The 22,705-nt window shown below is 62.4% G+C and carries 17 protein-coding genes and 3 tRNA genes; 16 read left to right on the forward strand and 4 right to left on the reverse strand.

The features are described from left to right. Positions 1 to 2: 2 nt before the first annotated feature. Together ACYVHK_RS20190 and folD are read right to left on the reverse strand one after the other, a co-directional pair. Entirely contained in the window at positions 3 to 1,028 is a 1,026-nt protein-coding gene (locus ACYVHK_RS20190; protein WP_460535847.1) for a dihydroorotate dehydrogenase, read from the reverse strand. A 12-nt stretch (positions 1,029 to 1,040) separates the two neighbouring features. Continuing rightward, positions 1,041 to 1,895 carry a bifunctional 5,10-methylenetetrahydrofolate dehydrogenase/5,10-methenyltetrahydrofolate cyclohydrolase gene (folD, locus tag ACYVHK_RS20195; RefSeq protein ID WP_460535849.1) on the reverse strand — a complete coding sequence of 285 codons (855 nt, stop codon included), beginning with the start codon at positions 1,893 to 1,895 and terminating at the stop codon, positions 1,041 to 1,043. A 108-nt stretch (positions 1,896 to 2,003) separates the two neighbouring features. On the opposite strand from folD, the gene ACYVHK_RS20200 reads away from it, so the two are divergent. The 6 genes from ACYVHK_RS20200 (at position 2,004) to ACYVHK_RS20225 (ending at position 4,929) form a co-directional block, all read left to right on the forward strand. Further along, positions 2,004 to 2,080: transfer RNA gene (locus tag ACYVHK_RS20200), tRNA-Pro, on the forward strand. A 68-nt stretch (positions 2,081 to 2,148) separates the two neighbouring features. Next, a tRNA-Arg gene (locus tag ACYVHK_RS20205) sits at positions 2,149 to 2,225 on the forward strand. 36 nt (positions 2,226 to 2,261) lie between these two features. Beyond that, positions 2,262 to 2,337, forward strand: a tRNA-His gene (locus ACYVHK_RS20210). 95 nt (positions 2,338 to 2,432) lie between these two features. Further along, positions 2,433 to 2,810: a DUF2237 family protein gene (locus ACYVHK_RS20215; protein WP_460535851.1), complete on the forward strand. Its 378-nt coding sequence runs from the start codon at positions 2,433 to 2,435 to the stop codon at positions 2,808 to 2,810. A 71-nt stretch (positions 2,811 to 2,881) separates the two neighbouring features. Next, complete coding sequence (gene can, locus ACYVHK_RS20220; protein WP_460535853.1) at positions 2,882 to 3,529, forward strand: carbonic anhydrase; 648 nt, start codon at positions 2,882 to 2,884, stop codon at positions 3,527 to 3,529. Between the two features lie 125 nt (positions 3,530 to 3,654). Then, positions 3,655 to 4,929 carry an Hsp70 family protein gene (locus ACYVHK_RS20225; protein ID WP_460535855.1) on the forward strand — a complete coding sequence of 425 codons (1,275 nt, stop codon included), beginning with the start codon at positions 3,655 to 3,657 and terminating at the stop codon, positions 4,927 to 4,929. 57 nt (positions 4,930 to 4,986) lie between these two features. Here the strand turns inward: ACYVHK_RS20225 and ACYVHK_RS20230 are convergent, their stop codons facing one another. Both ACYVHK_RS20230 and ACYVHK_RS20235 read right to left on the reverse strand, forming a co-directional pair. Next, positions 4,987 to 6,342 carry a sigma-54-dependent transcriptional regulator gene (locus ACYVHK_RS20230; protein WP_460535858.1) on the reverse strand — a complete coding sequence of 452 codons (1,356 nt, stop codon included), beginning with the start codon at positions 6,340 to 6,342 and terminating at the stop codon, positions 4,987 to 4,989. Between the two features lie 132 nt (positions 6,343 to 6,474). Further along, positions 6,475 to 8,058 (reverse strand): two-component system sensor histidine kinase NtrB, encoded by a 1,584-nt coding sequence (locus tag ACYVHK_RS20235; RefSeq protein WP_460535861.1) that lies wholly within the window; start codon positions 8,056 to 8,058, stop codon positions 6,475 to 6,477. 34 nt (positions 8,059 to 8,092) lie between these two features. Here ACYVHK_RS20235 and yedA point away from each other — a divergent pair, with 34 nt between their 5' ends. From yedA to ACYVHK_RS20285, 10 genes are all read left to right on the forward strand, one after another. After that, positions 8,093 to 9,007, forward strand: coding sequence for a drug/metabolite exporter YedA (gene yedA / locus ACYVHK_RS20240; RefSeq protein ID WP_460535863.1), 915 nt, complete (start codon positions 8,093 to 8,095; stop codon positions 9,005 to 9,007). A gap of 81 nt (positions 9,008 to 9,088) precedes the next feature. After that, positions 9,089 to 10,615 (forward strand): threonine ammonia-lyase, biosynthetic, encoded by a 1,527-nt coding sequence (gene ilvA, locus ACYVHK_RS20245; protein ID WP_460535955.1) that lies wholly within the window; start codon positions 9,089 to 9,091, stop codon positions 10,613 to 10,615. A gap of 119 nt (positions 10,616 to 10,734) precedes the next feature. Further along, the gene (locus ACYVHK_RS20250) at positions 10,735 to 11,214 is read left to right on the forward strand and encodes a hypothetical protein (protein WP_460535865.1); all 480 of its coding nucleotides are present in this window, start codon (positions 10,735 to 10,737) and stop codon (positions 11,212 to 11,214) included. Between the two features lie 151 nt (positions 11,215 to 11,365). Further along, positions 11,366 to 15,199 carry a DUF3683 domain-containing protein gene (locus tag ACYVHK_RS20255; RefSeq protein WP_460535867.1) on the forward strand — a complete coding sequence of 1,278 codons (3,834 nt, stop codon included), beginning with the start codon at positions 11,366 to 11,368 and terminating at the stop codon, positions 15,197 to 15,199. A 71-nt stretch (positions 15,200 to 15,270) separates the two neighbouring features. Further along, positions 15,271 to 15,981: an alanyl-tRNA editing protein gene (locus ACYVHK_RS20260; RefSeq protein ID WP_460535869.1), complete on the forward strand. Its 711-nt coding sequence runs from the start codon at positions 15,271 to 15,273 to the stop codon at positions 15,979 to 15,981. A 30-nt stretch (positions 15,982 to 16,011) separates the two neighbouring features. Further along, positions 16,012 to 17,532, forward strand: coding sequence for a ubiquinone biosynthesis protein UbiB (gene ubiB, locus ACYVHK_RS20265; RefSeq protein ID WP_460535871.1), 1,521 nt, complete (start codon positions 16,012 to 16,014; stop codon positions 17,530 to 17,532). A 95-nt stretch (positions 17,533 to 17,627) separates the two neighbouring features. Further along, positions 17,628 to 18,830: a porin gene (locus tag ACYVHK_RS20270; RefSeq protein WP_460535873.1), complete on the forward strand. Its 1,203-nt coding sequence runs from the start codon at positions 17,628 to 17,630 to the stop codon at positions 18,828 to 18,830. 10 nt (positions 18,831 to 18,840) lie between these two features. Further along, on the forward strand, positions 18,841 to 19,251 hold the full coding sequence (locus ACYVHK_RS20275) for a type 2 periplasmic-binding domain-containing protein (protein WP_460535875.1): 411 nt from the start codon (positions 18,841 to 18,843) through the stop codon (positions 19,249 to 19,251). A 179-nt stretch (positions 19,252 to 19,430) separates the two neighbouring features. Next, positions 19,431 to 22,190 (forward strand): phosphoenolpyruvate carboxylase, encoded by a 2,760-nt coding sequence (ppc, locus tag ACYVHK_RS20280; RefSeq protein ID WP_460535878.1) that lies wholly within the window; start codon positions 19,431 to 19,433, stop codon positions 22,188 to 22,190. Next, on the forward strand, positions 22,135 to 22,698 hold the full coding sequence (locus tag ACYVHK_RS20285; protein ID WP_460535880.1) for a hypothetical protein: 564 nt from the start codon (positions 22,135 to 22,137) through the stop codon (positions 22,696 to 22,698). The genes ppc and ACYVHK_RS20285 overlap by 56 nt, the downstream gene beginning before the upstream one ends. The last annotated feature ends 7 nt before the right edge of the window (positions 22,699 to 22,705 follow it).

Raw genomic sequence — 22,705 nt, forward strand, 5'->3', positions numbered from 1 at the left:
GCTCAGCCCTTGCGATTGCTGGTGGCGCGGATGCAGTCCGCGACGAGGCCGGGGCCACGATAGATCAGGCCGCTGTAGACCTGGACCAGCGTCGCGCCCGCGTCGAGTTTCTCCGCCGCGTGGGCGCCTTCCAGAATGCCGCCGACACCGATAATGGGCACCTTGCCCTTGAGGGCGACCGCCAGCGCGCGGACTACCGCAGTGGACTTGGCGCGGACCGGTGTGCCGGACAGGCCGCCGGTTTCGTTGCCATGGCGCAGGTGTTCGACGCCGGAGCGGCCCAGCGTGGTGTTGGTGGCGATCACGCCATCAAAGCGATATTCGACCAGCAGGCGGGCGATCTCGATGATTTGCTCGTTCTCGAGGTCGGGCGCAATCTTCAGTACCAGGGGCACGTAGCGGCCATGCCGCACGGTCAGGCGGGCCTGCTCGTCCTTGAGTTCGGACAGCAGCTTTTCCAGTTCGCTGCTCTGCTGTAGCTGTCGCAGGTTCTTGGTATTGGGCGAGGAGATATTGACCGTGACATAGCTGGCGTAAGGGTACACCCGGGTAAAGCAGGTCAGGTAGTCGTCGTTGGCGCGTTCGATCGGCGTGTCGAAGTTCTTGCCGATATTGATGCCAAGGATGCCGCGGTACTGCGAGGCTTCGACGTTCTTGACCAAATTGTCGAGGCCGCCGTTGTTGAAACCCATGCGGTTGATGATGCCCTCGGCACCTGGCAGGCGGAACAGGCGTGGCTGCGGATTGCCGGGTTGCGGGCGTGGCGTGACGGTGCCGATCTCGATGAAACCAAAACCCAGATCGGCCAGGGCGTCGATATGTTCCCCGTTCTTATCGAGGCCAGCACCCAGGCCTACGGCATTGGGAAAGGTCATGCCCATGACCTCGACCGGCTTGTTGGCCTCGCGGCTGCCCAATACGGTGGCGAAGCCCAGCGCATGCAGGGCTTCCAGTCCGGTGAAGGTGACTTTATGGGCGGTTTCCGGTTCCAGGGCGAACAGCAGGGGGCGCAGCAGGGGATAGAGCATCGGATTCTCGGGTCAGGGATTCAGGTTGTTGCAGGCGTCCAGGGTGTTCTGCATCAGGGTGGCGACCGTCATCAGGCCGACGCCGCCGGGCACCGGCGTGATCCAGCTGGCGTGTTCGCTGGCGGCGTCGAAGTCCACGTCACCACACAGCTTGCCGTCCGGCAGGCGGTTCATGCCGATATCGATCACGATGGCGCCGGGCTTGATCCAGTCGCCCTGTACGAACCGTGCCTTGCCGATGGCGGCTACGACGATGTCGGCGCTGCGCACCTTGCCGGGCAGGTCACGGGTCTGGCTATGACACAGGGTCACGGTGGCACGCGCCATCATCAGTTCCAGCGCCATGGGGCGGCCGACGTTGTTGGATGCACCAATCACGACGGCATCCTGGCCCAGGATGGGCATGCCGGTCTTTTCCAGCAGGGTCATGACGCCGCGTGGCGTGCAGGGGCGCAGCAGCGGCATCTTCAGGACCAGGCGGCCGACGTTGTCCGGATGGAAGCCGTCGACATCCTTGGCGGGGTGGATCAGGTCCAGCACCTTGTTGGCGTCGATATGGCGCGGCAAGGGCAGTTGCACCAGGATGCCGTCGATATCGGCATCGGCATTGAGACGGGCAACCAGCTCGAGCAAGTCCTGCTCGGGCGTTTCTGCCGGCAGGTCGAACGATACCGAGCGGATGCCGGCATTGATGCATTGCTTCTTCTTGTTACCTACATAGACATGCGAAGCCGGATCATCGCCGACCAGGACCACGGCGAGCGCGGGTGCCCGCTTGCCAGCAGCGACGCGGGCGTCGACCGCGGCCCTTACCTCGGCGATCAGTTCCTGTGAAATCTTCTTTCCGTCGAGTAGCTGGGCAGTCATTGTCGGGCTCCGGTGCTTTGCAAAGGGCTGAATTCTCTCATCATTTACGAAAGTGCCCAAGCATCGCTTGACAGGGGGGGCGCGTGCCCCTTAGTATCCTGCCCTCTTCGGGGCGTAGCGCAGCCTGGTAGCGCACCTGGTTTGGGACCAGGTGGTCGTGAGTTCGAATCCCACCGCCCCGACCAAGAATTTTGCAGTAGATCAGTAAACGTAATACTCGGCAGTTAGTAGAATCAAAAACCGCAGAGGCCCGGTGCCCGTAGCTCAACTGGATAGAGCAACGGCCTTCTAAGCCGTAGGTTACAGGTTCGATTCCTGTCGGGCGCGCCATAGTTTCGTGCCAGTGAGGCAGCAGGTTCAACGGCGGTGGATGTAGCTCAGTTGGTAGAGTCCAGGATTGTGATTCCTGTCGTCGTGGGTTCGAGTCCCATCATCCACCCCAAGCCCACAAGAAAAAGCCGTCCCGTCAGGGGCGGCTTTTTTGTTTCTGATCGCCCGCGCGGTGATAATGGCAACAGCCCAACCCATAGGATCACCATGGACGATGCGCTGAATGTACTTGGTCTGCCACTGGAAGCCTGCAGTTTCAGGCCGGTGACCGGCTTTTTTCGCGACGGGTGCTGCAATACCAGCCCGGATGATCGCGGCCGACATGTGGTGTGTGCGGTCATGACGCGGGATTTTCTCGATTTCTCCGTGGCCCAGGGCAATGACCTGGTCACGCCTCACCCCGAATTTGAATTTCCAGGGCTCAAGCCCGGGGATCGCTGGTGCCTGTGCGCGAATCGCTGGATTGAAGCCTTGCTGCAAGGTAGCGCCCCCAAGGTGGTGCTGGAATCCACTCACGAAGACGTATTGGAGTTGGTCTCGCTGGAGACGCTGGTCGACTATGCCCTGCAGTTGCCGGATCGCTAAGTCGTCGGCGGGGCCGGAGGCTTGAATTGTTGTGCTCTGCCTAGTTGTGCGGAGCTTCACCGAGGAAAATTATGAGCGCTGCGCTGGATAATCTGTTTTCCAACAACCGTCGCTGGGCGGATGAGGTCAAGGCCGAGCAACCCGACTTCTTCGAGCAATTGGCCAAGCAGCAGACGCCTGAGTACATGTGGATCGGGTGTGCCGATAGCCGTGTGCCAGCGAACGAACTGATCGGTTTGCTGCCGGGCGAAGTCTTCGTGCATCGCAATGTGGCCAACCTGATTGTCCATTCGGATCTCAACTGCCTGTCCACCATCCAGTTCGCGGTCGACGTACTGAAGGTCAAGCACATCATCGTCTGCGGTCATTATGGTTGCGGCGGCGTGCGGGCGGCGTTGGAGGATCAGCGCGTGGGCTTGGCGGACAACTGGCTGCGGCACGTTCACGATATCAAGCGGGTGCACGGTCGCTGGCTGGATAAATTCCCGACCGAGATGCGTGCCGACAAGCTGTGCGAACTCAATGTGGTCGAGCAGGTGGTCAACGCCGCCCAGACCACGGTGGTGCAGGATGCTTGGGCGCGTGGCCAGAATGTGACCATCCATGGCTGGTCCTACCGCATCTCCGACGGCTTGCTGCACGATCTGGCGATGTCGGTCGGAGAGCCGGATGAGCTGATCGAGAATTACCGCGACTTCTTCAAGCGCGACGTGCCCTGATGCACGGTGGGGGGCGGGTTGCAACCCGCCTCTTGACGTTCTAAGTCGATGATAATTTTGGGAAACTGGACTTTCTTTCCTGATTTGCGTAGCATCGCGCGCCCTTTTGCCTCTGGAGGGCACGAATGTCGTCCTACTCTACTTCCATTGCCCGTGCCTGTGGCATTGATTTCGGTACCTCCAATTCCACTGCCGGCTGGTTGCGGCCAGGTGCGCCTACCCTGCTGGCGCTGGAAGATGGCAAGCTGACCCTGCCTTCGGTGGTGTTCTTTAACGCCGAGGAAGATAGCGTGGCCTATGGCCGGCAGGGCCTGGCCGAATACCTGGACGGCTATGAAGGACGGTTGATGCGCTCGCTCAAGAGTCTGCTCGGCTCCAGCCTGATCGACAGCCAGACCGAGGTGCTGGGGCGGGCATTGCCGTTTCGCGAGTTGCTGGCCAAGTTCATCGGCGAGCTGAAGCTTAGGGCTGAGCTGGCGGCGGGGCGGAGTTTCGATACGGCGGTGTTCGGCCGGCCGGTGCATTTTGTCGACGACGATGAAAAGGCCGACGCCCAGGCCCAGCGCACGCTGGAAGAGACCGCACGCATGGTGGGCTTCAAGGAGGTGAGCTTCCAGTTCGAACCCATCGCAGCGGCTTTCCATTACGAGCAGAGCATCAGCCACGAGGAGCTGGTACTGATCGCCGATATCGGCGGCGGTACTTCCGACTTCTCGCTGGTTCGTCTGTCGCCGGAGCGTGCCGGGCTGGCGGAGCGCCGTGACGACCTGCTGGCCAATGGGGGCGTGCATATCGGTGGCACCGACTTCGACAAGTACCTGAGCCTGTCGGGGTTGATGCCCTTGCTGGGCTACCGGACCCGCCTCAAGAACAATGCCGAGGTGCCGTCCAGTTACTATTTCAACCTGGCAACCTGGCACACCATCAACTTCACCTACACGCGCAAGATATGGATGGAGTTGCAGGAGGTCTACCGTGATGCGGCGGAGAAGGACAAGCTGGATCGCCTGTTGAGCCTGATCGAACAGCGGGCAGGCCACTGGCTGGCGCTGCGGGTGGAAGAGGCCAAGATCGCCTTGTCCGATGCCGAGCGCACCACTTTGCAGTTGGATCGTATCCGGCAAGGCCTCACCCATGATATCGACCGGGCGACTTTCGAGGCGGCGACCAGCGTGCTGGTGGATGACGTCGAGCGGACGGTAGCCGGCTTGCTCAGCGATGCCGGCGTCACGGCGGGACATATCGACACGATCTTCTTTACCGGTGGGTCGAGCGGCATCCCGATGCTGCGCGAGCGCATTGCGGCCCTGCTGCCCAAGGCGCGTGCGGTCGAAGGGGATCTGTTCGGCAGTATCGGCGCCGGCCTGGCCGTGGAGGCCATGCGGCGCTACGGTGTATGAAGCGGGGTCGTACGGCCATTAAAAAGCCCCCGTGCATCGGGGGCTTTTTTCATCTTGCTAAGATATGCCTAATCGCTCCATGCGATAGCGTAGCGAGCGGAAAGTGACACCGAGTATCTTGGCGGCCTGGGTGCGATTGAAGCGGGTCTTGTCCAACGCTTCCAGGATGGCCTCCTTCTCGACCTGGTCCAGATAGTCCTGCAGCGGGTACTTCTCGCCAACGGCGGCCGGCATTGTCTCGTCGCCGTCGCTGCGGCTGAGCTGCAGGTCTTCGATGCGGATCTGCCTGCCGTCGCACAGGGCCAGCGCGCGTTCCAGGATGTTTTCCAGCTCCCGCACATTGCCGGGGAAGTCATAGATGCTGAGCGCCTGCAGGGCGTCCGGGCCGAGCTTGGGCTCGGTCATGCCGTTCTGGGCGGCAAGCCGCGCCAGTACGCCATGGGTGATGGCGGGGATGTCCTCGCGCATGTCCCGCAGCGCCGGCATGCGTAGTTCGATCACGTTCAGGCGGTAGTAGAGGTCCTGGCGGAAACGGCCCTCTTCGACACACTTGGCGAGATTCTGATGGGTGGCGCAGATGATGCGGACGTCGATTGGCACCTCCTTGGTGTCACCCAGCTTGCGTACCCGCTTTTCCTGGATCACCCGTAGCAGCTTTACCTGCATGCTCAACGGCAGATCGGCCACTTCATCGAGAAACAGGGTGCCGCCGTGGGCTGCCTGGAAGAAGCCGTCCCGTTCGGCGTCGGCGCCGGTGAAGGCGCCCTTGCGCGTACCGAAGAACTCGCTTTCCATCAGGTTTTCCGGAATGGCGCCGCAGTTGACCGGTACGAAGGGCTGGGCGGCGCGACTGGACTGTGCGTGTATCAGCCGTGCTGCGCGCTCCTTGCCACTGCCGGATTCTCCGGTCAGATAGACCGGTGCCTGGCTCTTGGCCAGCCGGTCGATCAGTTGCAACGCCTGCTGGATGGCCGGGGAGTCGCCGATAAAGGGACGATCGGTATCCGGGCCGGGCTTGCTCTGGACCTGCTTGTCGAGTTCGAGCGCCGATCGCACCAGCGTACGCAGCTGATCGAGCGAGACGGGCTTGGCCAGATAGTCGAAGGCCCCGGCCTTGAGCGCTTCTACGGCATTGTCGAGGCTGCCGTAGGCGGTGATGACAGCGACCGGAATGTCGTAGCCGCGTGCTTCGATATGGCGAACCACGTCGAGGCCCGAACCATCGCCCATGCGCATGTCGGTCAGGCACAGGTCGATGCCGCCTGCATCCAGCCGGGTCTGGGCGGCGGCAACGCCGTCGGCCATTTCCACGTCGAGACCCATCTTGAGCAGGGTGAGTTCCACCAGTTCGCGCAGGTCGGGTTCGTCGTCGACCACCAGGATGCGGGGGGTCTTGTTATTGCGCTTGCTCACGAGTGGGCTCCTGGCAAGGCGGTAGAGAAGGACAGACTCAAGGCAACACTCCCGGGCCATCGGCTCTTCGTGGCCGTGGCTTGATTATTAGCTTGCTGCAGCACCGGTAGCTTGAGTTATCCACAGTGTGGATCAGGCCGGCCGGGCGGGGAAAGTAATGCGGAAACAGGCGCCCTGCAAGCGACTGCTGCTCCGTCGAGATACGTATTCCAGCACGCTGTCATTGCCGGCGCAAATCTCTCGCGCAATATAAAGTCCCAGGCCGGTGCCCTTGGCCTCGGTCGTGAAGAAGGGTTCGAACAGTTTGGCGATGTCTTCCTCGGCAATGCCGGGGCCGTCATCGCGCACTTCCAGCGCCCAGGCTTCGCCACGGCGCGCGACCACCAGGGTGAGGGCCTGGTCGGCGTGGCTACAGTAGCGCCAGGCGTTGCGACACAGGTTCCACAGCACTTGATGCAGTTGCCCCTCATCGAAGCGGGCCACCGCTCCCTGCGGGCACTCCAGTCCGACCTCGGCCGCGATACCTTCCACCTCCCGGAACTCCTGGACGAAGCTGTTCAACCAGTCATGCAGCCGCAGGTCGATGGGGTCGGCCCGATCGCGCCGGTTCAGGTCCAGGATGGCGCGGACCATATTGTCGAGCCGGCGACTGTTCTCGACCATGATGCGCGTCAAACGCAGGGCTGCGGGTTCCTGGGCTTCTTCGGCCAGCAACTGGGCGGCATGGCTGATGGCGGAAAGGGGGTTGCGTATCTCGTGTGCGATGTTGGCGGTCAAGCGGCCCAAAGCGGCCAGTTTCAGTTGCTGGGCCTCGCGGGCCAGGCGCTCGATATCCTCCAGGAAGATCACGGTGCCGCTGGCCGAGCTGCCGACCTTTACCGGCATGAAGCGGGGCCGGACTCGCTGGCGGGTAATGTCCACATCGACAGGCATCATGCTATGGCCTGCCCGCCAGTTGTGCAGCGCCTGCTCCAGCGTGGGGCTGGCCTCCGCCAGCAGGGTCTTGCCCGCTATCATGCCGGGGCCGAGCAGGCGTTCCGCTTGCTGGTTGTACTGGCGGACGATGCCGCTCTCATCCAGTACCAGTACGCCATCGGAGACGTCCTGGATCACCAGGCGATTGATCTGCGCCATATTGGCGAGTTCGCTACCACGACGTTCGGCCAGCTTTTCTGATTCGGTCGCGTAGCTGGCCAGCCGGTAGGCCAGCCATGCGGTGGCAAAGCAGGCGATGCAGAGCATGCCGGCCTGCACGAAATCCGCGAGCCCTCCTTCGCCCTGCAGAATCTGTACCCCCTGCTGTAGCAGCAGAGCGATGGTGGCGAGGGCCGCATGGAACAGGGTGGTACGGCCCCGGCTGACCAGGCCGGCTGCGGCGAGGTAGGGCAGCAGCATCAGGCCGATGCCGCTCTTGAGCCCACCGGCGATGTGCATGATGGCCACGATGAAGGCGATGTCTCCCGCAACCTGGATGCTGAGCAGCAAGCGGAAGGCCGGCCAGCGCTGGTACAGGCAGAAGGCGTAGCAGACGGTCAGCGCCAGATAGCTGGCGGACAGCCAGTCGAGCGCCATGCGATCGTAGACGTCCGGCAGCAGCTTGCCTTGTAGCCACCAGCTGGTGACGACCAGGGCCAGTGCGATGATGGCGCGAAACAGGTTGAACACCTTGGCGGAACGCCACAGGTCGTTCGAGATGAGGGGGCGGTTATCGGGCATAGACGCAAGTTTATAAGCTGGCGGCAGCGAAAGCATGCCGCCGCGCAATGGTAAGCTCGCCGGCATGTCAGAACGTCATCCTTTGTTGATTCCGCTGTGCCTGTTCGCCACCTGGGTGGTGTGGGGTTCCACCTACCTTGCGATCAAGTTCGCCTTGCACGATTTCCCGCCCTACATCCTCTCGGGTACCCGCTACCTGATCGCCGGCAGCCTGCTGCTGGCTGCCATACGCTGGCGCGGCGAGGCCTGGCCGAGCAGGCGCCAGGTTGTCAACGCGGCGTTGATCGGCCTGCTGATGCTGACCATCGGCAATGGACTGACCTGCGTGGCGGTGCAGACCCTGCCGTCCGGGGCGACTGCCCTGATCGTGGCCGTGACGCCCTTGTTGACCGTGGTCATCAGCCAGTTCCTGGGTGCCCGCGCCCGACTCATGGAGTGGGGCGGCATTGTCCTTGGTCTTTGCGGCATCCTGCTCATGAACCTCGATGCGAGCCTTGCCGGGCATCCTGCCGGGGTCTTACTGGTGTTGGCCGCGTGCGTATCCTGGGCCGTTGCATCGGTGCTGATCCCCAGGCTGGACCTGCCGTCCGGCATGATGTCGGCGGCGGTACAGATGCTGGCGGGCGGCATGGTTTCGCTGCCGCTGGCCTTGCTGATGGGCGAGCGTCTGCATCAGGCGCCGGGCGTGGCGTCGCTGACCGCGCTGGCCTACCTGGTGCTGTTTGGATCGGTGATCGCCTACTCGGCCTTCGTCTGGCTATTGCGCAATGTCCGACCGGCGCTGGCAACCAGTTCCAGCTATGTCAATCCGGTGGTGGCGCTGTGCCTGGGTTGGCTGGTGCTGCAGGAAGCCATGACCTGGCCGCTGCTGGCCGGAACCCTGGTGATCCTCGCCGGCGTGGGGCTGATCGCCTGGGCATCCACCCGCAAGCGCGGCGGCGGGGCCTGATCCCGCCGGCGGGATTGACGCGTGCGGCAACTCGCCGCTGGACTTGAATCCTGTTAGCTTGAGGGTTCCCGTAACCACTTGTTGCAGCGTGCCATGCCTGTGCCTGACTACCTTGAACGCATCCTGACTGCCCGGGTTTACGATGTCGCCATCGAGACCCCGCTTGATCCCATGCCCAATCTGGCCGCGCGAATCGGCAATCGGGTGCTGATCAAGCGCGAGGACATGCAACCGGTGTTCAGCTACAAGCTGCGCGGCGCGTACAACAAGATGTCGCGCCTGAGCCCGGCACAACTGGCGCGTGGCGTGATCACCGCCTCGGCCGGCAACCATGCGCAGGGCGTGGCCCTGTGCGCGCAGAAGCTGGGTTGTGCAGCGACCATCGTGATGCCGGCGACTACGCCGCGGATCAAGATAGATGGTGTGGAACGGCGCGGTGCGCAGGTGGTGCTGCATGGCGATTCCTTCAGCGAGGCCTACCAGCACGCCTTGATCCTGGCCGAAGAGAGCGGCAAGGCCTATGTGCCGCCGTTTGATGATCCGGACGTGATTGCCGGGCAGGGTACGGTGGGCATGGAGATCCTGCGCCAGCACCCCGATGGCGTCCGCGCCATTTTCCTGCCTATCGGTGGCGGCGGTCTGGCGGCCGGGGTGGGGGCGTATATCAAACGGCTGCGCCCGGAAATTCGCCTGATAGGCGTGGAGCCGGTCGACGCGGATGCCATGAAGCGTTCGATCGAGGCCGGCGAGCGGGTCACGCTGGAGCATGTGGGCCTGTTTGCCGATGGCGTCGCGGTGAAGCAGGTGGGGGAGGAAACCTTCCGCGTCTGCCGCGAGGTGCTGGACGAGATCATCCTGGTCGATACCGATGCCATGTGCGCGGCGATCAAGGATGTGTTCGAAGATACACGCTCCATCCTGGAGCCTTCCGGTGCCCTGGCGCTGGCAGGGCTCAAGGCCTGGGCGGCGCGAGAGGGTGTGCGCGACGAGACCCTGATTGCGATTGCGAGCGGCGCCAATATGAACTTTGACCGTTTGCGCCATGTCAGCGAGCGCGCCGAGATTGGCGAAGCGCGCGAGGCGGTGCTGGCGGTGACCATACCAGAGCAGCCCGGAAGCTTCCGCACCTTCTGCGAACTGCTGGGCAGCCATTCGGTGACCGAATTCAACTACCGTGCCGCCGACCCCAGGGAGGCGCATATCTTTGTCGGTTTGAAGATCAATGCCCGTGAAGAGGCGGCCGAGCTGGTGGCGATGCTCAATGGCCACGGCCTGAAGGCGCTGGACCTCACCGACAATGAGATGGCCAAGCTGCATATTCGCCATCTGGTCGGTGGGCGGGCGCCGCAGATCGAACACGAGCTGGTGTACCGCTTTGAGTTCCCCGAGCGACCGGGCGCCTTGCTCAATTTCCTGACCCATATGGGGCGCGGCTGGAATATCAGCCTGTTCCATTACCGCAATCACGGTGCCGACTTTGGTCGGGTGCTGGTCGGTATGGAGGTGCCGCCGCAGGATGAGGCCGCTTTCCAGCGCTTCCTGGCCGAACTGGGCTATCGCTATACCGATGAGCGCAAGAACCCTGCCTACGGCTTGTTCCTTGGGTGAGGGCTTGCCTGCGGTCGTCCTGTCGTGCCGGGCTGTTGGCAAAGCAGGACGACCGTCCTATAGTCTCGCTCACCAAGGCTTCAGGTGCGGTTGCAATGCGTTGTGTCTGTTACTGTCTGATGAGTATGTTTGCAAGTGTCGGGGCACTTGCCGGACCGGATGAGCGGGTGCGGCCGAATGCCTATCAGCCCAGCCAGCCACTCAATCTGAGCATCGATGACCATGGCGATACCCTGGAGCGGGTGCCGGCCATGGTGGTTTCCCCCATCTTCCGGACGGCGGTCGAGCCCATGGTCAGCGGCCGGCCGCTGACCAGCTATCGCAGCGATCCCGAGGAACTGGCCAACGAACAATTGGTGCGTTCGATGGAGCAGCAGGCGATCGCTGCCAGCAGCAATAGCGGAGCCTGCTTCCGCGGTTCGGGTAGTGAATCCACCGGTGGTGGCATCAGTTGGTCCTTGACCGATGGCTTTGGCTTCTATGTCCAGGGCAAGGGCGTGAGCCGGCAGCTGACCCGTTTTCTCCGACGCAACGAGGTCTGCCCGCCGGGTGATCCCAGCCCCATGTGCAAGACCATGCCCAAGCAGGTGTGTGACTGACGTTTACGTCAATGTGAATTCCGTAAAACCCTGTTTTTCATAAGGTTTTGCTGTCCGTTTGCCGCAACGGCCGCTCGCTGTAGTGTTCGATGCGGCGCAACATTTCGGCTAGAATAAGTCCCCCCGATCCCCGCCGAAATGGTTCCTCCTGATGGCCGCCGACGCCCCCCGCCTGCGCGAAATCCCCTATAACTACACCTCGTTTTCGGACCGTGAAATCGTGATTCGTCTTTTGGGCGAGTCGAGCTGGGAAGTGCTGGATACCTTGCGCGGAGAACGCAAGACCGGCCGTTCCGCACGCATGCTGTTCGAGGTGCTGGGTGATATCTGGGTCGTACAGCGCAACCCCTATCTGCAGGATGACCTGCTTGACAACCCCAAGCGCCTGACCGCGCTGACCGAAGCCATGCGCCATAGGCTACGGGCTGTGGAGGAGCGACGGGGCGACAATCCCCAGGTGGGTGAGCTGCTGGCCAAGGCCGCCGCTGCCGTGGATGCGTTCGAGCGTTTCTTTCCCGAGACGGCTGAGCTGCGCCGCAAGGTCTACAAGCGCCTTGCGGGCATTACCCGCAAGGACAATATCTGTTTTGACGGCCTGGCTCGCGTCAGCCATGTGACGGATGCGACCGACTGGCGGGTGGAGTACCCCTTTGTGGTACTCAATCCGGACCATGAGGATGAGATGGCGGGCCTGGTGAAGGCCTGTATCGAGCTCGACCTGACCATCATCCCGCGCGGTGGTGGTACCGGTTATACCGGCGGTGCCGTGCCGCTGACGCCGATGTCGGCCGTGATCAATACCGAAAAGCTGGACCGTCACAACGGTGTGGAATACCTGGACCTACCGGGTGTGGAAGGCAAGGTCGCGACCATCAACTGCGGGGCCGGTGTCGTGACCAAGCGGGTCATGGAGGCTGCCGAGGAGCAGGGCCTGGTCTTTGCGGTCGACCCGACCTCGGCGGAAGCCAGTTGCATTGGCGGCAATGTGGCCATGAATGCCGGAGGCAAGAAGGCCGTGCTGTGGGGAACGGCACTGGACAACCTGGCGAGCTGGAAAATGGTCGATCCGGACGGCAACTGGCTGTTTGTCGAGCGCATCAACCACAATCGCAGCAAGATCCACGATGCCGAAATGGCAACCTTCAAGCTGCGCCGTCTGCAGCCCGATGGCAAGACGCTGATCTCGGAGCAGACGCTGGATATCCCTGGTCCGCAGTTCCGCAAGGTCGGACTGGGCAAGGATGTGACCGACAAGTTCCTGGCCGGCTTGCCCGGCGTGCAGAAGGAAGGCACCGACGGCATCATCACCTCGGCGCGCTTTATCCTGCATCGCATGCCCAAGCATGTGCGCACGGTCTGCCTGGAGTTTTTCGGGACGGTGGCGCAGGCGACGCCGGCCATTGTCGAGATCAAGGACTACCTCGACGCCCATCCGCACGCCATCCTGGCAGGACTGGAGCATTTGGACTGGCGCTATGTGCGCGCCGTGGGCTATGCCACCAAGGCCAAGTCCAAGGGGCGGCCCAAGATGGTGCTGCTGGCCGATATCGTTTCGGATGATGAAAACGCCGTAGGTGAAGCGGCTTCGCAGGTGGTTCGTTTCGCCAATGCTCGCCATGGCGAGGGTTTCATCGCAGTCAGCCCCGAGGCGCGTAAGAAGTTCTGGCTGGACCGCAGCAAGACCGCCGCCATCGCCCGCCATACCAATGCCTTCAAGATCAACGAGGATGTGGTGATTCCGTTGCCGCGCCTGGGTGACTACTCGGACGGCATCGAACGTATCAATATCGAGCTCAGCACCCAGAACAAGCTGCAATTGCTGGATCGGCTCGACACCTTCTTCAGCCAGGGCAAGCTGATCGTGGACGCCGGCGATACCGCCGTCAGCCATGAAGAGCTGATCGGTGACCGACGCGAAGCGGCCTTGGCCGTGGTTCGGGCGATCCGGGCGCGCTGGTCCTGGATACTGCATCACCTCGACGACGCGTTCGAGCAGTACACGGCCCATTATCCGGATGCGCCGCTGGAACCGGCGACCGATATCGATCCGCCGCAGAGCGTGTTCCACGCCATGCGTGACTTTGCCCTGCGCATTTCCTGGAAGCGCGAACTGCTGGGCGAGCTGGACGCCTTATTTTCTGGCGAACGGGATGCGCCCATCCGCGATGCCATCCGCGCGATCCACAAGAAGACCCTGCATGGCCGTGTGTTCGTGGCGTTGCACATGCATGCCGGCGACGGCAATGTACATACCAACCTGCCGGTCAACTCGGATGATTACGAGATGCTGCAGGCCGCGCACAAGGCGGTGGCCCGCATCATGGTGCTGGCGCGCCATCTGAATGGCGTGATCTCGGGTGAGCACGGCATCGGCATCACTAAGCTGGAGTTCCTGACCGAGGACGAAATTGGTCCCTTCCGGGCCTATAAGCAACGGATCGACCCGCATGGGCGCTTCAACAAGGGCAAGCTGCTGGCCGGTGCGGACCTGCGTAATGCCTATACGCCATCCTTCGGCCTTCTAGGGGCGGAATCGCTGATTCTGGAGCAGTCCGATCTCGGCCAGATTTCGGACATGGTCAAGGACTGCCTGCGTTGCGGCAAGTGCAAGCCGGTCTGCGCCACCCACGTGCCGCGTGCCAACCTGCTTTACTCGCCGCGTAACAAGATCCTCGGCGTGGGTTTGTTGACCGAGGCCTTCCTGTATGAGGAGCAGACGCGCCGTGGCGTGAGCTTCAAGCACTTCGAGGAACTGGGCGACGTGGCTGATCACTGCACCGTCTGCCACAAGTGTGTGAACCCTTGCCCGGTGAAGATCGACTTCGGCGACGTGACCATCGCCATGCGCAACTTCCTGCGCAAGACCGGCAATCGCAAGTTCAACCCGGGTACGGCGGCGGCCATGGCTTTCCTGACCGCCAAGGACCCGGCCACGATCAAGACCCTGCGGGCGGGCATGATGGGCGTGGGCTACAAGCTGCAGCGCCTGGGGCACGATGTGCTGAAGGTGGCGGCCAAGGCGCAGACGGCGGCACCACCGGCGACGGTGGGCAAGCCGACGGTGAAGACCCAGATCATCCATTTCATCAACAAGAAGATGCCGGGCAATCTGCCGAAGAAGACCGCGCGGGCGCTGCTGGATGTGGAAGACGCCGAGGTTATTCCGGTGATCCGCAACCCCAAGCTGTCGGCGGAGGACAGCGAGGCGGTGTTCTATTTCCCCGGTTGCGGTTCGGAGCGCCTGTTCTCGCAGGTCGGTCTCGCGACCCAGGCTATGCTGTGGCATGTTGGTACCACGACGGTCCTGCCGCCGGGCTACCTGTGCTGCGGCTATCCGCAAACCTCGTCCGGCTTTGCGGACAAGGGCGAGCAGATCACGACCGAGAACCGGGTGCTGTTCCATCGCCTGGCCAATACGCTCAACTACCTTGATATCAAGACCGTGATCGTGTCGTGCGGTACCTGCATGGATCAGCTGCAGAAATACCAGTTCGAGCAGATATTCCCGGGCTGCCGCCTGCTGGATATCCATGAGTACCTGCTGGAGAAGGGCGTCAAGCTGCAGGGCGTGGAAGGTACTCGCTACATGTACCACGATCCCTGCCACACGCCGATCAAGACCATGTCGCCGATCAAGCTGGCCAATGAGCTGATGGGCCAGCAGGTCGACCTGAACGAGCGTTGCTGCGGCGAAAGCGGGACGCTGGCCGCGACCCGGCCGGATGTCTCCACCCAGGTGCGCTTCCGCAAGGAAGAGGAGATGCGCAAGGGGGCGGATGCCTTGCGGGCCGGTAGCGAGGATAAGGTCAAGATCCTGACCTCCTGCCCGAGCTGCCTGCAGGGCCTGAGTCGCTACAACGAGGACTCGGGTACCGAGGCCGACTACATCGTGGTCGAGATCGCCAAGCATGTCCTGGGCGAGAACTGGATGCCGGACTATGTGGAGACGGCGCGCAATGGCGGTATCGAGCGCGTCCTGCTGTAATCTGAAGGGCGGCCGCGAAGCCGCCCTTTTTGCTGGATAGTCTGTTGGACAGTGCTTGAACGGAAGCCATGATGACCGAACTGCTTTTTCGCGATGATGCCTATCTGCAGCAATGCGAGGCGATGGTAACCGGGGTCGGGGAGGCCAGCATCGAGCTGGACCGGACAGTGTGCTACCCCATGGGTGGCGGACAGCCGGGTGATCGCGCGACCCTGCTGCTGGCGGATGGCCGTCAGCTATCGATACTGGATACCCGCAAGGGTGACGGGCCGGACCAGGTGCTGCACCTGGTCGAGGCGGGGAATGCGCTGCCGGCAGTCGGGGAACGCGTGACGTTGCAGCTCGACTGGGCGCGCCGCTATGCGCATATGCGCTATCACACTGCCCTGCATCTCCTGTGCGCCGTCGTGGCGGCGCCGGTGACCGGCGGGCAGGTGTCGGACGACAAGGCCCGGCTCGATTTCGCGGTCGAGATGGAGGCCCTCGACAAGGATCGCATCGAGGCGGGCATCAATGCCCTGGTGCTGGCGGGTCATGCCGTCAGCGCCTGTTGGGTCAGTGATGCCGTGCTGGATGCCAATCCCGGCCTCGTCAAGACCATGTCGGTTGTGCCGCCGCGCGGGAGTGGTTCGGTACGGCTGATCGAGGTTGCCGGTACCGATCTGCAGCCCTGTGGCGGGACCCATGTCCGCAATACCGCCGAGATCGGTCCGTTGGTCGTGCAGAAGATTCGTAGCGAGGGTAAGCAGAACAAGCGCGTAATCATTGCTTTCGCGGGATAATCGCGCTTTCGCGTCGATTCGACTGGCCTCATGTTCCTGCTACGTCTTTTCAAGATCATCCGTGTTGTCTATGCCTATGGCCTCGATGAGTTCATCCTCGGTCATGAGCGGGTCAAGGGGCTCGAAACCCTGCTGCGGACTGTGTTGTTCTGGCGGCGTTTCGATACGCCCCGCGCCGTGCGACTGCGGCGTGCGCTGGAGCGGCTCGGGCCGATCTTCATCAAGTTCGGCCAGGTGCTGTCGACCCGGCGCGACCTGATCCCGCTGGACCTTGCGGACGAGCTGGCGCGCTTGCAGGACAGGGTGAAGCCGTTTGACAGCCAACTGGCCGAGGCGGTGATCGAACAGGCCCTGGGCAAGCATCCCAACCAGCTGTTCAAGCGTTTCGATCCCAAGCCGGTCGCCTCGGCCTCGGTCGCCCAGGTGCACTATGCCGAGCTGCCCAATGGCCGGCGCGTCGCCGTCAAGGTGCTGCGGCCGGGCATCCTGCCGGTGATCGAGTCGGACCTGGCCCTGCTCAAGGTCATGGCCTGGCTGGTGGAGAAGCTGTTTTCCGACGGCAAGCGGCTCAAGCCGCGCGAAGTGGTGGCCGAATTCGACCGGTATCTGCACGATGAGCTCGACCTGCATCGCGAGGCGGCCAACGCCAGCCAGCTGCGGCGCAATTTTCTCGATTCCGACAAGCTGATCGTGCCGGAGGTATTCTGGGACTACACCAGCCGCGAGGTCATGGTGCTGGAGTGGATGGACGGGATACCCATCTCCCAGATCGACAGGTTGGTACAGAGCGGCATCGATCTGAAGAAATTGAGCCGTTTTGGGGTGGAGATCTTCTTTACCCAGGTGTTCCGGGATGGTTTTTTCCATGCCGACATGCATCCGGGCAACATCTTCGTCGCCGCGGACAACCGTTATATCGCACTCGACTTCGGCATCGTCGGCAGCTTGTCCGACTATGACAAGCGCTACCTCGCGATCAATTTCCTGGCTTTTTTCAATCGTGACTACAAGCGGGTGGCGAGCGCGCATATCGAATCCGGCTGGGTGCCGGAGAACACGCGGCTGGAGGAGCTGGAGTCGGCCATCCGCGCCGTGTGCGAGCCGATATTCGACAAGCCGCTGGCCGAGATATCGCTGGGGCAGATCCTGCTGCGACTGTTCGAGACCTCGCGCCGCTTCAATGTCGAAATCCAGCCACAGCTGGTTCTGTTGCAAAAAACCCTATTGAATATCGAGGGGCTCGGCCGCCAGCTCGACCCTGAGCTGGACCTCTGGGACACCGCCAAACCCTTTCTGCAGCGCTGGATGAATGAGCAGATAGGCTGGCGGGCCCTGCTGCGGCAGATCAAGCAGGAGGCGCCTTACTGGGCGGAAGCCTTGCCGGCCTTGCCGCGTGCGCTTGCCAGCCTTGCTGACCCGGAAAGGCAGGCTAAGCTGGTAAAGGCAACGGAGCAAATGCTCGAGACACAGAAGCAGCGCAACGAGTGGCTCGCAACCATCGCCGGCCTGTTGGCGGCGTTACTGGTGGTACTGGCGCTGATGCTGCATTGAGCGCGCAAGCACGTTGCCCGAGCTCCGCCAAGAAAGGTGCACTGGCGGGGCAGGGCGAATAAGCACCGACTCCTATCAATCATCGGAGCGTGAACGTGCCAATACTCAAACCCCTCTCTTTCGCCACCCTGGCGGCACTCTCCCTTGGTGCCTGGGCCGACGACTCCCCTATCAGTTTCTCCGGCTTCGGCACCGTGGGTGTGGTGCAGACCAATACGAATGACGGGCAATACCGGATCAGCGCCCGGCCGCCCAGTGGTGCGGACAAGTCGGCGTCGTTCGATGTGGATACCAAGCTTGGGCTGCAGGTTAGCGGCAAGCTTAGTCCGAGCTTCTCGCTGACAGCCCAGTTGCTCGTCGAGCAGGATGACCAGAACCGTTACCGGCCTGAGCCTGAGTGGGTATTCGCGAAGTATGACATCACGCCTGCATTGTCGGTCCGGGCGGGGCGAGTGGGCCTGCCAGCCTTCCTGATCTCGGATTTCCGCAAGGTCGGTTATGCCAACGTATGGGTACGCCCCCCGACCGAAGTCTATGGACAGGTGCCGTTTTCCACGTTGGATGGCGCCGATGTGATCTGGCGCATACCTACCGGTGACAATACGCTGACCTTCCAGCCTTATGTTGGGCAGTCTAAGTTCGATCTGGCGGGTGACACCAAAGGCAAAGGCAAGAATCTGTATGGCATGAATGTGTCGTATGAGGTCGGTTCGCTGTTGCTGCGAGCGGGCTACCTGAAATCCAAACTGACACTGGAGAATAACGACACCCGAGCCTTGTTTGCCGCCATGCGCTCCGTGCCCTTGCCGGGGTGGGCTGCGGCGGCCGGAGAGCTGGAGAGTGTAGGCAAGGATGCCAGTTTCACTGGTGTTGGTGCCATCTGGGACGATGGCAAGCTGTTGTTGCAAAGCGAGTTCACCCAACGCCGTACCAAGGGTTTTGTTGAGGATACCGATGGCTGGTATGCGACCGGTGGCTATCGCTTTGGCGACTTCACGCCCTATCTCAGCTACGCCAAGGTGAAGACCAAGCATAGAAGCGTAGCGGAATCCCTGTTCGCCCCTACGCCGCAATTGGTCGGTCTGAGGGCCGCCGCGATCAGTGGTCAGGCAGGCGCAGACCAGAAGGCGGCCAGTGTGGGATTGCGCTGGAATGCGTACAAGAACATGGATATCAAGGGCCAGTTCGACCGGGTGAAGACCGAGGTGGGCAAGGATAACTTCTTCGCCCATCAGGCACCTGGCTTCGCCGGGAAGTCCGTCAATGTCTACAGCCTGGCTGTGGACTTCATCTTCTAGGGAGGCAGCCATGAAACTATCCAGTCTCGTAGTGGCCGCCTCCTTGATGGGGGCGGTGCAGGCAGCGGATATCGCCGTCGTGGTGAACCCCAAGGCAGGGGTCGACAGCCTGTCACCGGAGCAGATCGCCAACCTGTTCCTCGGCAAGGCTAACTCCTTCCCTAGTGGCGGGGCGGCGACACCGGTTGATCAGAACGATGGCCCGACCCGCGAGGAATTCAACAGCAAGGTGCTGAAGAAGGACTCGGCCGGGGTGAAGGCGCACTGGGCCAAGATGCAGTTCACCGGCAAGGGCACAGCACCGAAGGAGGTGGGTGGCAGCGGTGATGTGAAGAAGTTTGTCGCCGGCAATCCAGCCGGGATCGGCTATATCGACAAGGGAGCGGTGGACGGCAGCGTGAAAGTGGTCGGCAGTTTCTGAGCCATCGCCTGATCGGAGAAAGCCGCGCGCAAGCGCGGTTTTTTCTTGTGGTTTGTTGCAAGGAAGTCGGTGCTGCGGGAAAACCGCTATTGTGTAGTTATACTACATTTCCCTACGAGCAAAGCGTTCGCTACCCTCGGTGTCGCACTGCACATTTTTCCCGATACGAGAATCAAGCCATGGCCCTCTATGACAATGCCGCCGCCAAGGATCTGCCGCTGGAGCAGGACCTGGACCTGCTCGCCCAGTTGCTGGCCGACACGATCCGCACTGAGACCGGCGAGGACACGCTCAAGCAGATCGAGGCGATCCGCGAGCTGGCCGTGCGCTTTGTCTGGGAGGCCGATACCGGCGCCGCGGATGAGCTGGCGGCGACGCTGGCCAACCTGAGCCATGACAATACGGTCGCACTGGCAAGGGCTTTCAGCTATTTCTCGCATCTTTCGAATATTGCCGAGGACCTGCACCACAACCGTCGTCGTCGCTATCACCGCATGCAGGGCAGCAAGCCGCAGCGCGGCAGCCTGGCCCATTCGCTGGAGGAGTTGACCGGGCGCGGTATCTCGGCCGAAGCGATCAAGAACCTGGTGGCGGCGACGCTGATCGCGCCGGTACTGACGGCCCACCCGACTGAAGTGCAGCGCAAGACCCAACTCGATTGCGAACACACGATCGCACGGACGCTGACCATGCGGGACCGCCAGGCGCTGACGCCGGAAGAGCTGGAGGAAAACGACATCGCGCTGAAGCGGGTGGTGCTGACGCTGTGGCAGACCCGGGAGATCCGTGCGTTCAAGTTGTCGGTCAAGGACGAGATCGAGAATGGCCTGAGCTACTTCCGCTCGACCTTCCTCAAGCAGTTGCCGCGCATCTATATCGAGCTGGAAGACCGCTTGAGTGCCCTGATGGGGGAGCCGGTCGAATTGCCCACCTTCATGCACGTCGGCTGCTGGATTGGTGGCGACCGTGACGGCAATCCCTTCGTCACGCCGGATGTGACCCTGCACGCGGTAGCCCGCCAGGCTGCGGTGGCATTCGATTTCTACTTTGAAGAGGCGACCAAGCTGGAAGGTGAGCTGAGCCTGTCCTCTCGGCTGGTCGACGTCAGCGAGGCCGTACGCCAGATCGCCGCCGGCTCGCCTGACCAGCCGGTCAGCCGGGCGGAGGAACCCTACCGTCAGGCGATGGCCGCTATCCGTCAGCGCATCCTGGCGACGGCCCACCTGCTGGGCAAGTTCCGTGGCGGCATCCTGTCCGACGCCGGGGCCGTACCCTATGCCTATTCCAGCGAACTGGTCGCCGATCTGCGGACCATCGCCACCTCGCTGCGCAATCATGGCTCGGCCTTGCTGGCGAGCGGTCGCCTGCGTCGCCTGATCCGCGCCGTGGAGGTATTCGGTTTTCACCTGGCGCCGCTCGATATGCGCCAGCACAGCGGTACCCATGAAAAGGTGGTGGCGGAGCTGTTTGCCGGCGCCGGGCTGGAGGACTACCTGGCGCTGGATGAAGTGGCGCGGCAGAAGGTGCTGCTGCGCGAACTGGCCAGCTCGCGGCTGCTGGTGACGCCGTATATCAGCTATAGCGAGGACACGACCAAGGAGTTGGCGATTGCGCAGACTGCCGCGCAGATACATGCCAAGTATGGTGCGGCGGCACTGCCGAACTACATCATCTCCAATGCCCAGAGCGTGTCGGACCTGCTGGAGGTGGCGGTGCTGCTGAAGGAAGTGGGCCTGATCGCGCTGTCGCCCGTCCCGCGTGCGGCCGTCAACATCATCCCGCTGTTCGAGACCATCCCCGACCTGCGTGGCAGCGATGCCATCGTTCGCGCCCTGTTTGCACTGCCGCAGTGGATGCAACTGGTGGCGGAGCGCCAGGGGGTCCAGGAGATCATGCTGGGCTATTCCGACAGCAACAAGGATGGTGGCTATCTGACGTCCAACTGGGAGCTGTACAAGGCCGAGGTCAAGCTGGTCGAGGTATTCAAGGCTGCTGACGTGCAGATGCGCCTGTTCCATGGTCGTGGCGGTTCGGTAGGCCGCGGCGGTGGACCGAGCTACGAGGCGATCCTGGCCCAGCCGGCGGGCTCCGTGGCGGGGCAGATCCGTATCACCGAGCAGGGCGAGATCATCGCGGCCAAGTATGCCGATGCCGAGGTGGGCCGTCGCAATCTGGAGACCCTGCTGGCCGCTACCCTCAGCGCCAGCTTCCCCGCCGCCAAGGCGCTGGAGGCCGATACGGCGGAGCGGCTGGACCTGATGGAGAAGCTGTCCGGCTTTGCCTATCGCGAGTACCGTGACCTGGTCTACGCCACGCCGGAATTCATCACCTATTTCCGCGAGGCGACGCCGATCTCGGAAATTGCCAAGCTCAATATCGGCAGCCGTCCTTCGGCCCGCAAGGCGACCAACCATATCGGCGACCTGCGCGCCATTCCCTGGGTGTTCTCCTGGGCGCAGAGCCGATTGATGCTGCCGGGCTGGTATGGCTTTGGTACCGCGATCGAGCAGTATCGTAAGGAAAAGGGCGAGGCGGCCATCGAAGAGCTGGCCGCGCTGTACCAGGATTGGCCATTCTTCCGCGCCACCATCAGCAATATGGAAATGGTGCTGGCCAAGAGCGATATCCAGATCGCCAGTCGCTATGCCACCCTGGTCAAGGACCCGGAGATCGCCCTGCGTATCTTTGGCCGTATCAAGACAGAATGGCGCCGGGCGGTGGATGCGGTGCTGGCGATCACCGGCCACACCAGCCTGCTGGGTGATAACCCGCTGCTGGCTCGCAGCCTGAAGAATCGGCTACCCTATCTCGACCCCCTCAACCATCTGCAGGTGGACCTGATCAAGCGTTTCCGCGAGGGGGATGAGAGCGAGGATGTACTGTATGCGATCCACCTTACGATCAACGGCATTGCCGCCGGGCTGCGCAACAGCGGCTAAGGGCCGCTGGCTGGCTGGTCTGGCGACAGGGTTGGCCTTGCTGGCCTTGCCTGCCCAGGCCTTGCCGACGGATTTCAACGACAAGGTTGAGGCGGCGCTGCTGTGCCGGTCCGAGTGGAGCAACGAATTCTGGCAGGACTATTTCAACCGGAATCTGCAGGCCAGTATTCGTGACTGGGGCGAGGCCCGCTGGTGGAGTTCGCAGGGTGCGCAGCTGGGTGGTGCGGCGAGTATCGAGGTCTTTACCAATATCGATGACAGCCGGGCACTGATGGTCGGTGCCTTGCTCACTCAGCCGGTGGAGTCGGTCAAGAAGACGCTGGAGGACCGGTTCAAGCTGGTGTTCAAGCCGATCCAGACGGCTGACGGTGTGCGCTATGTCAGCGATACCCTGTCGGTACTGGTGGGTACCACCAATCAGCAGACCAAGTGGTATTGCGCCCGCTGGAACATGGGCAACCGCGAACGGGTTGTACCGCTGGCACCCAAATACGGGCCGGGCCAATAGCCACCGC

This window comes from Chitinimonas naiadis (genome assembly GCF_054780835.1).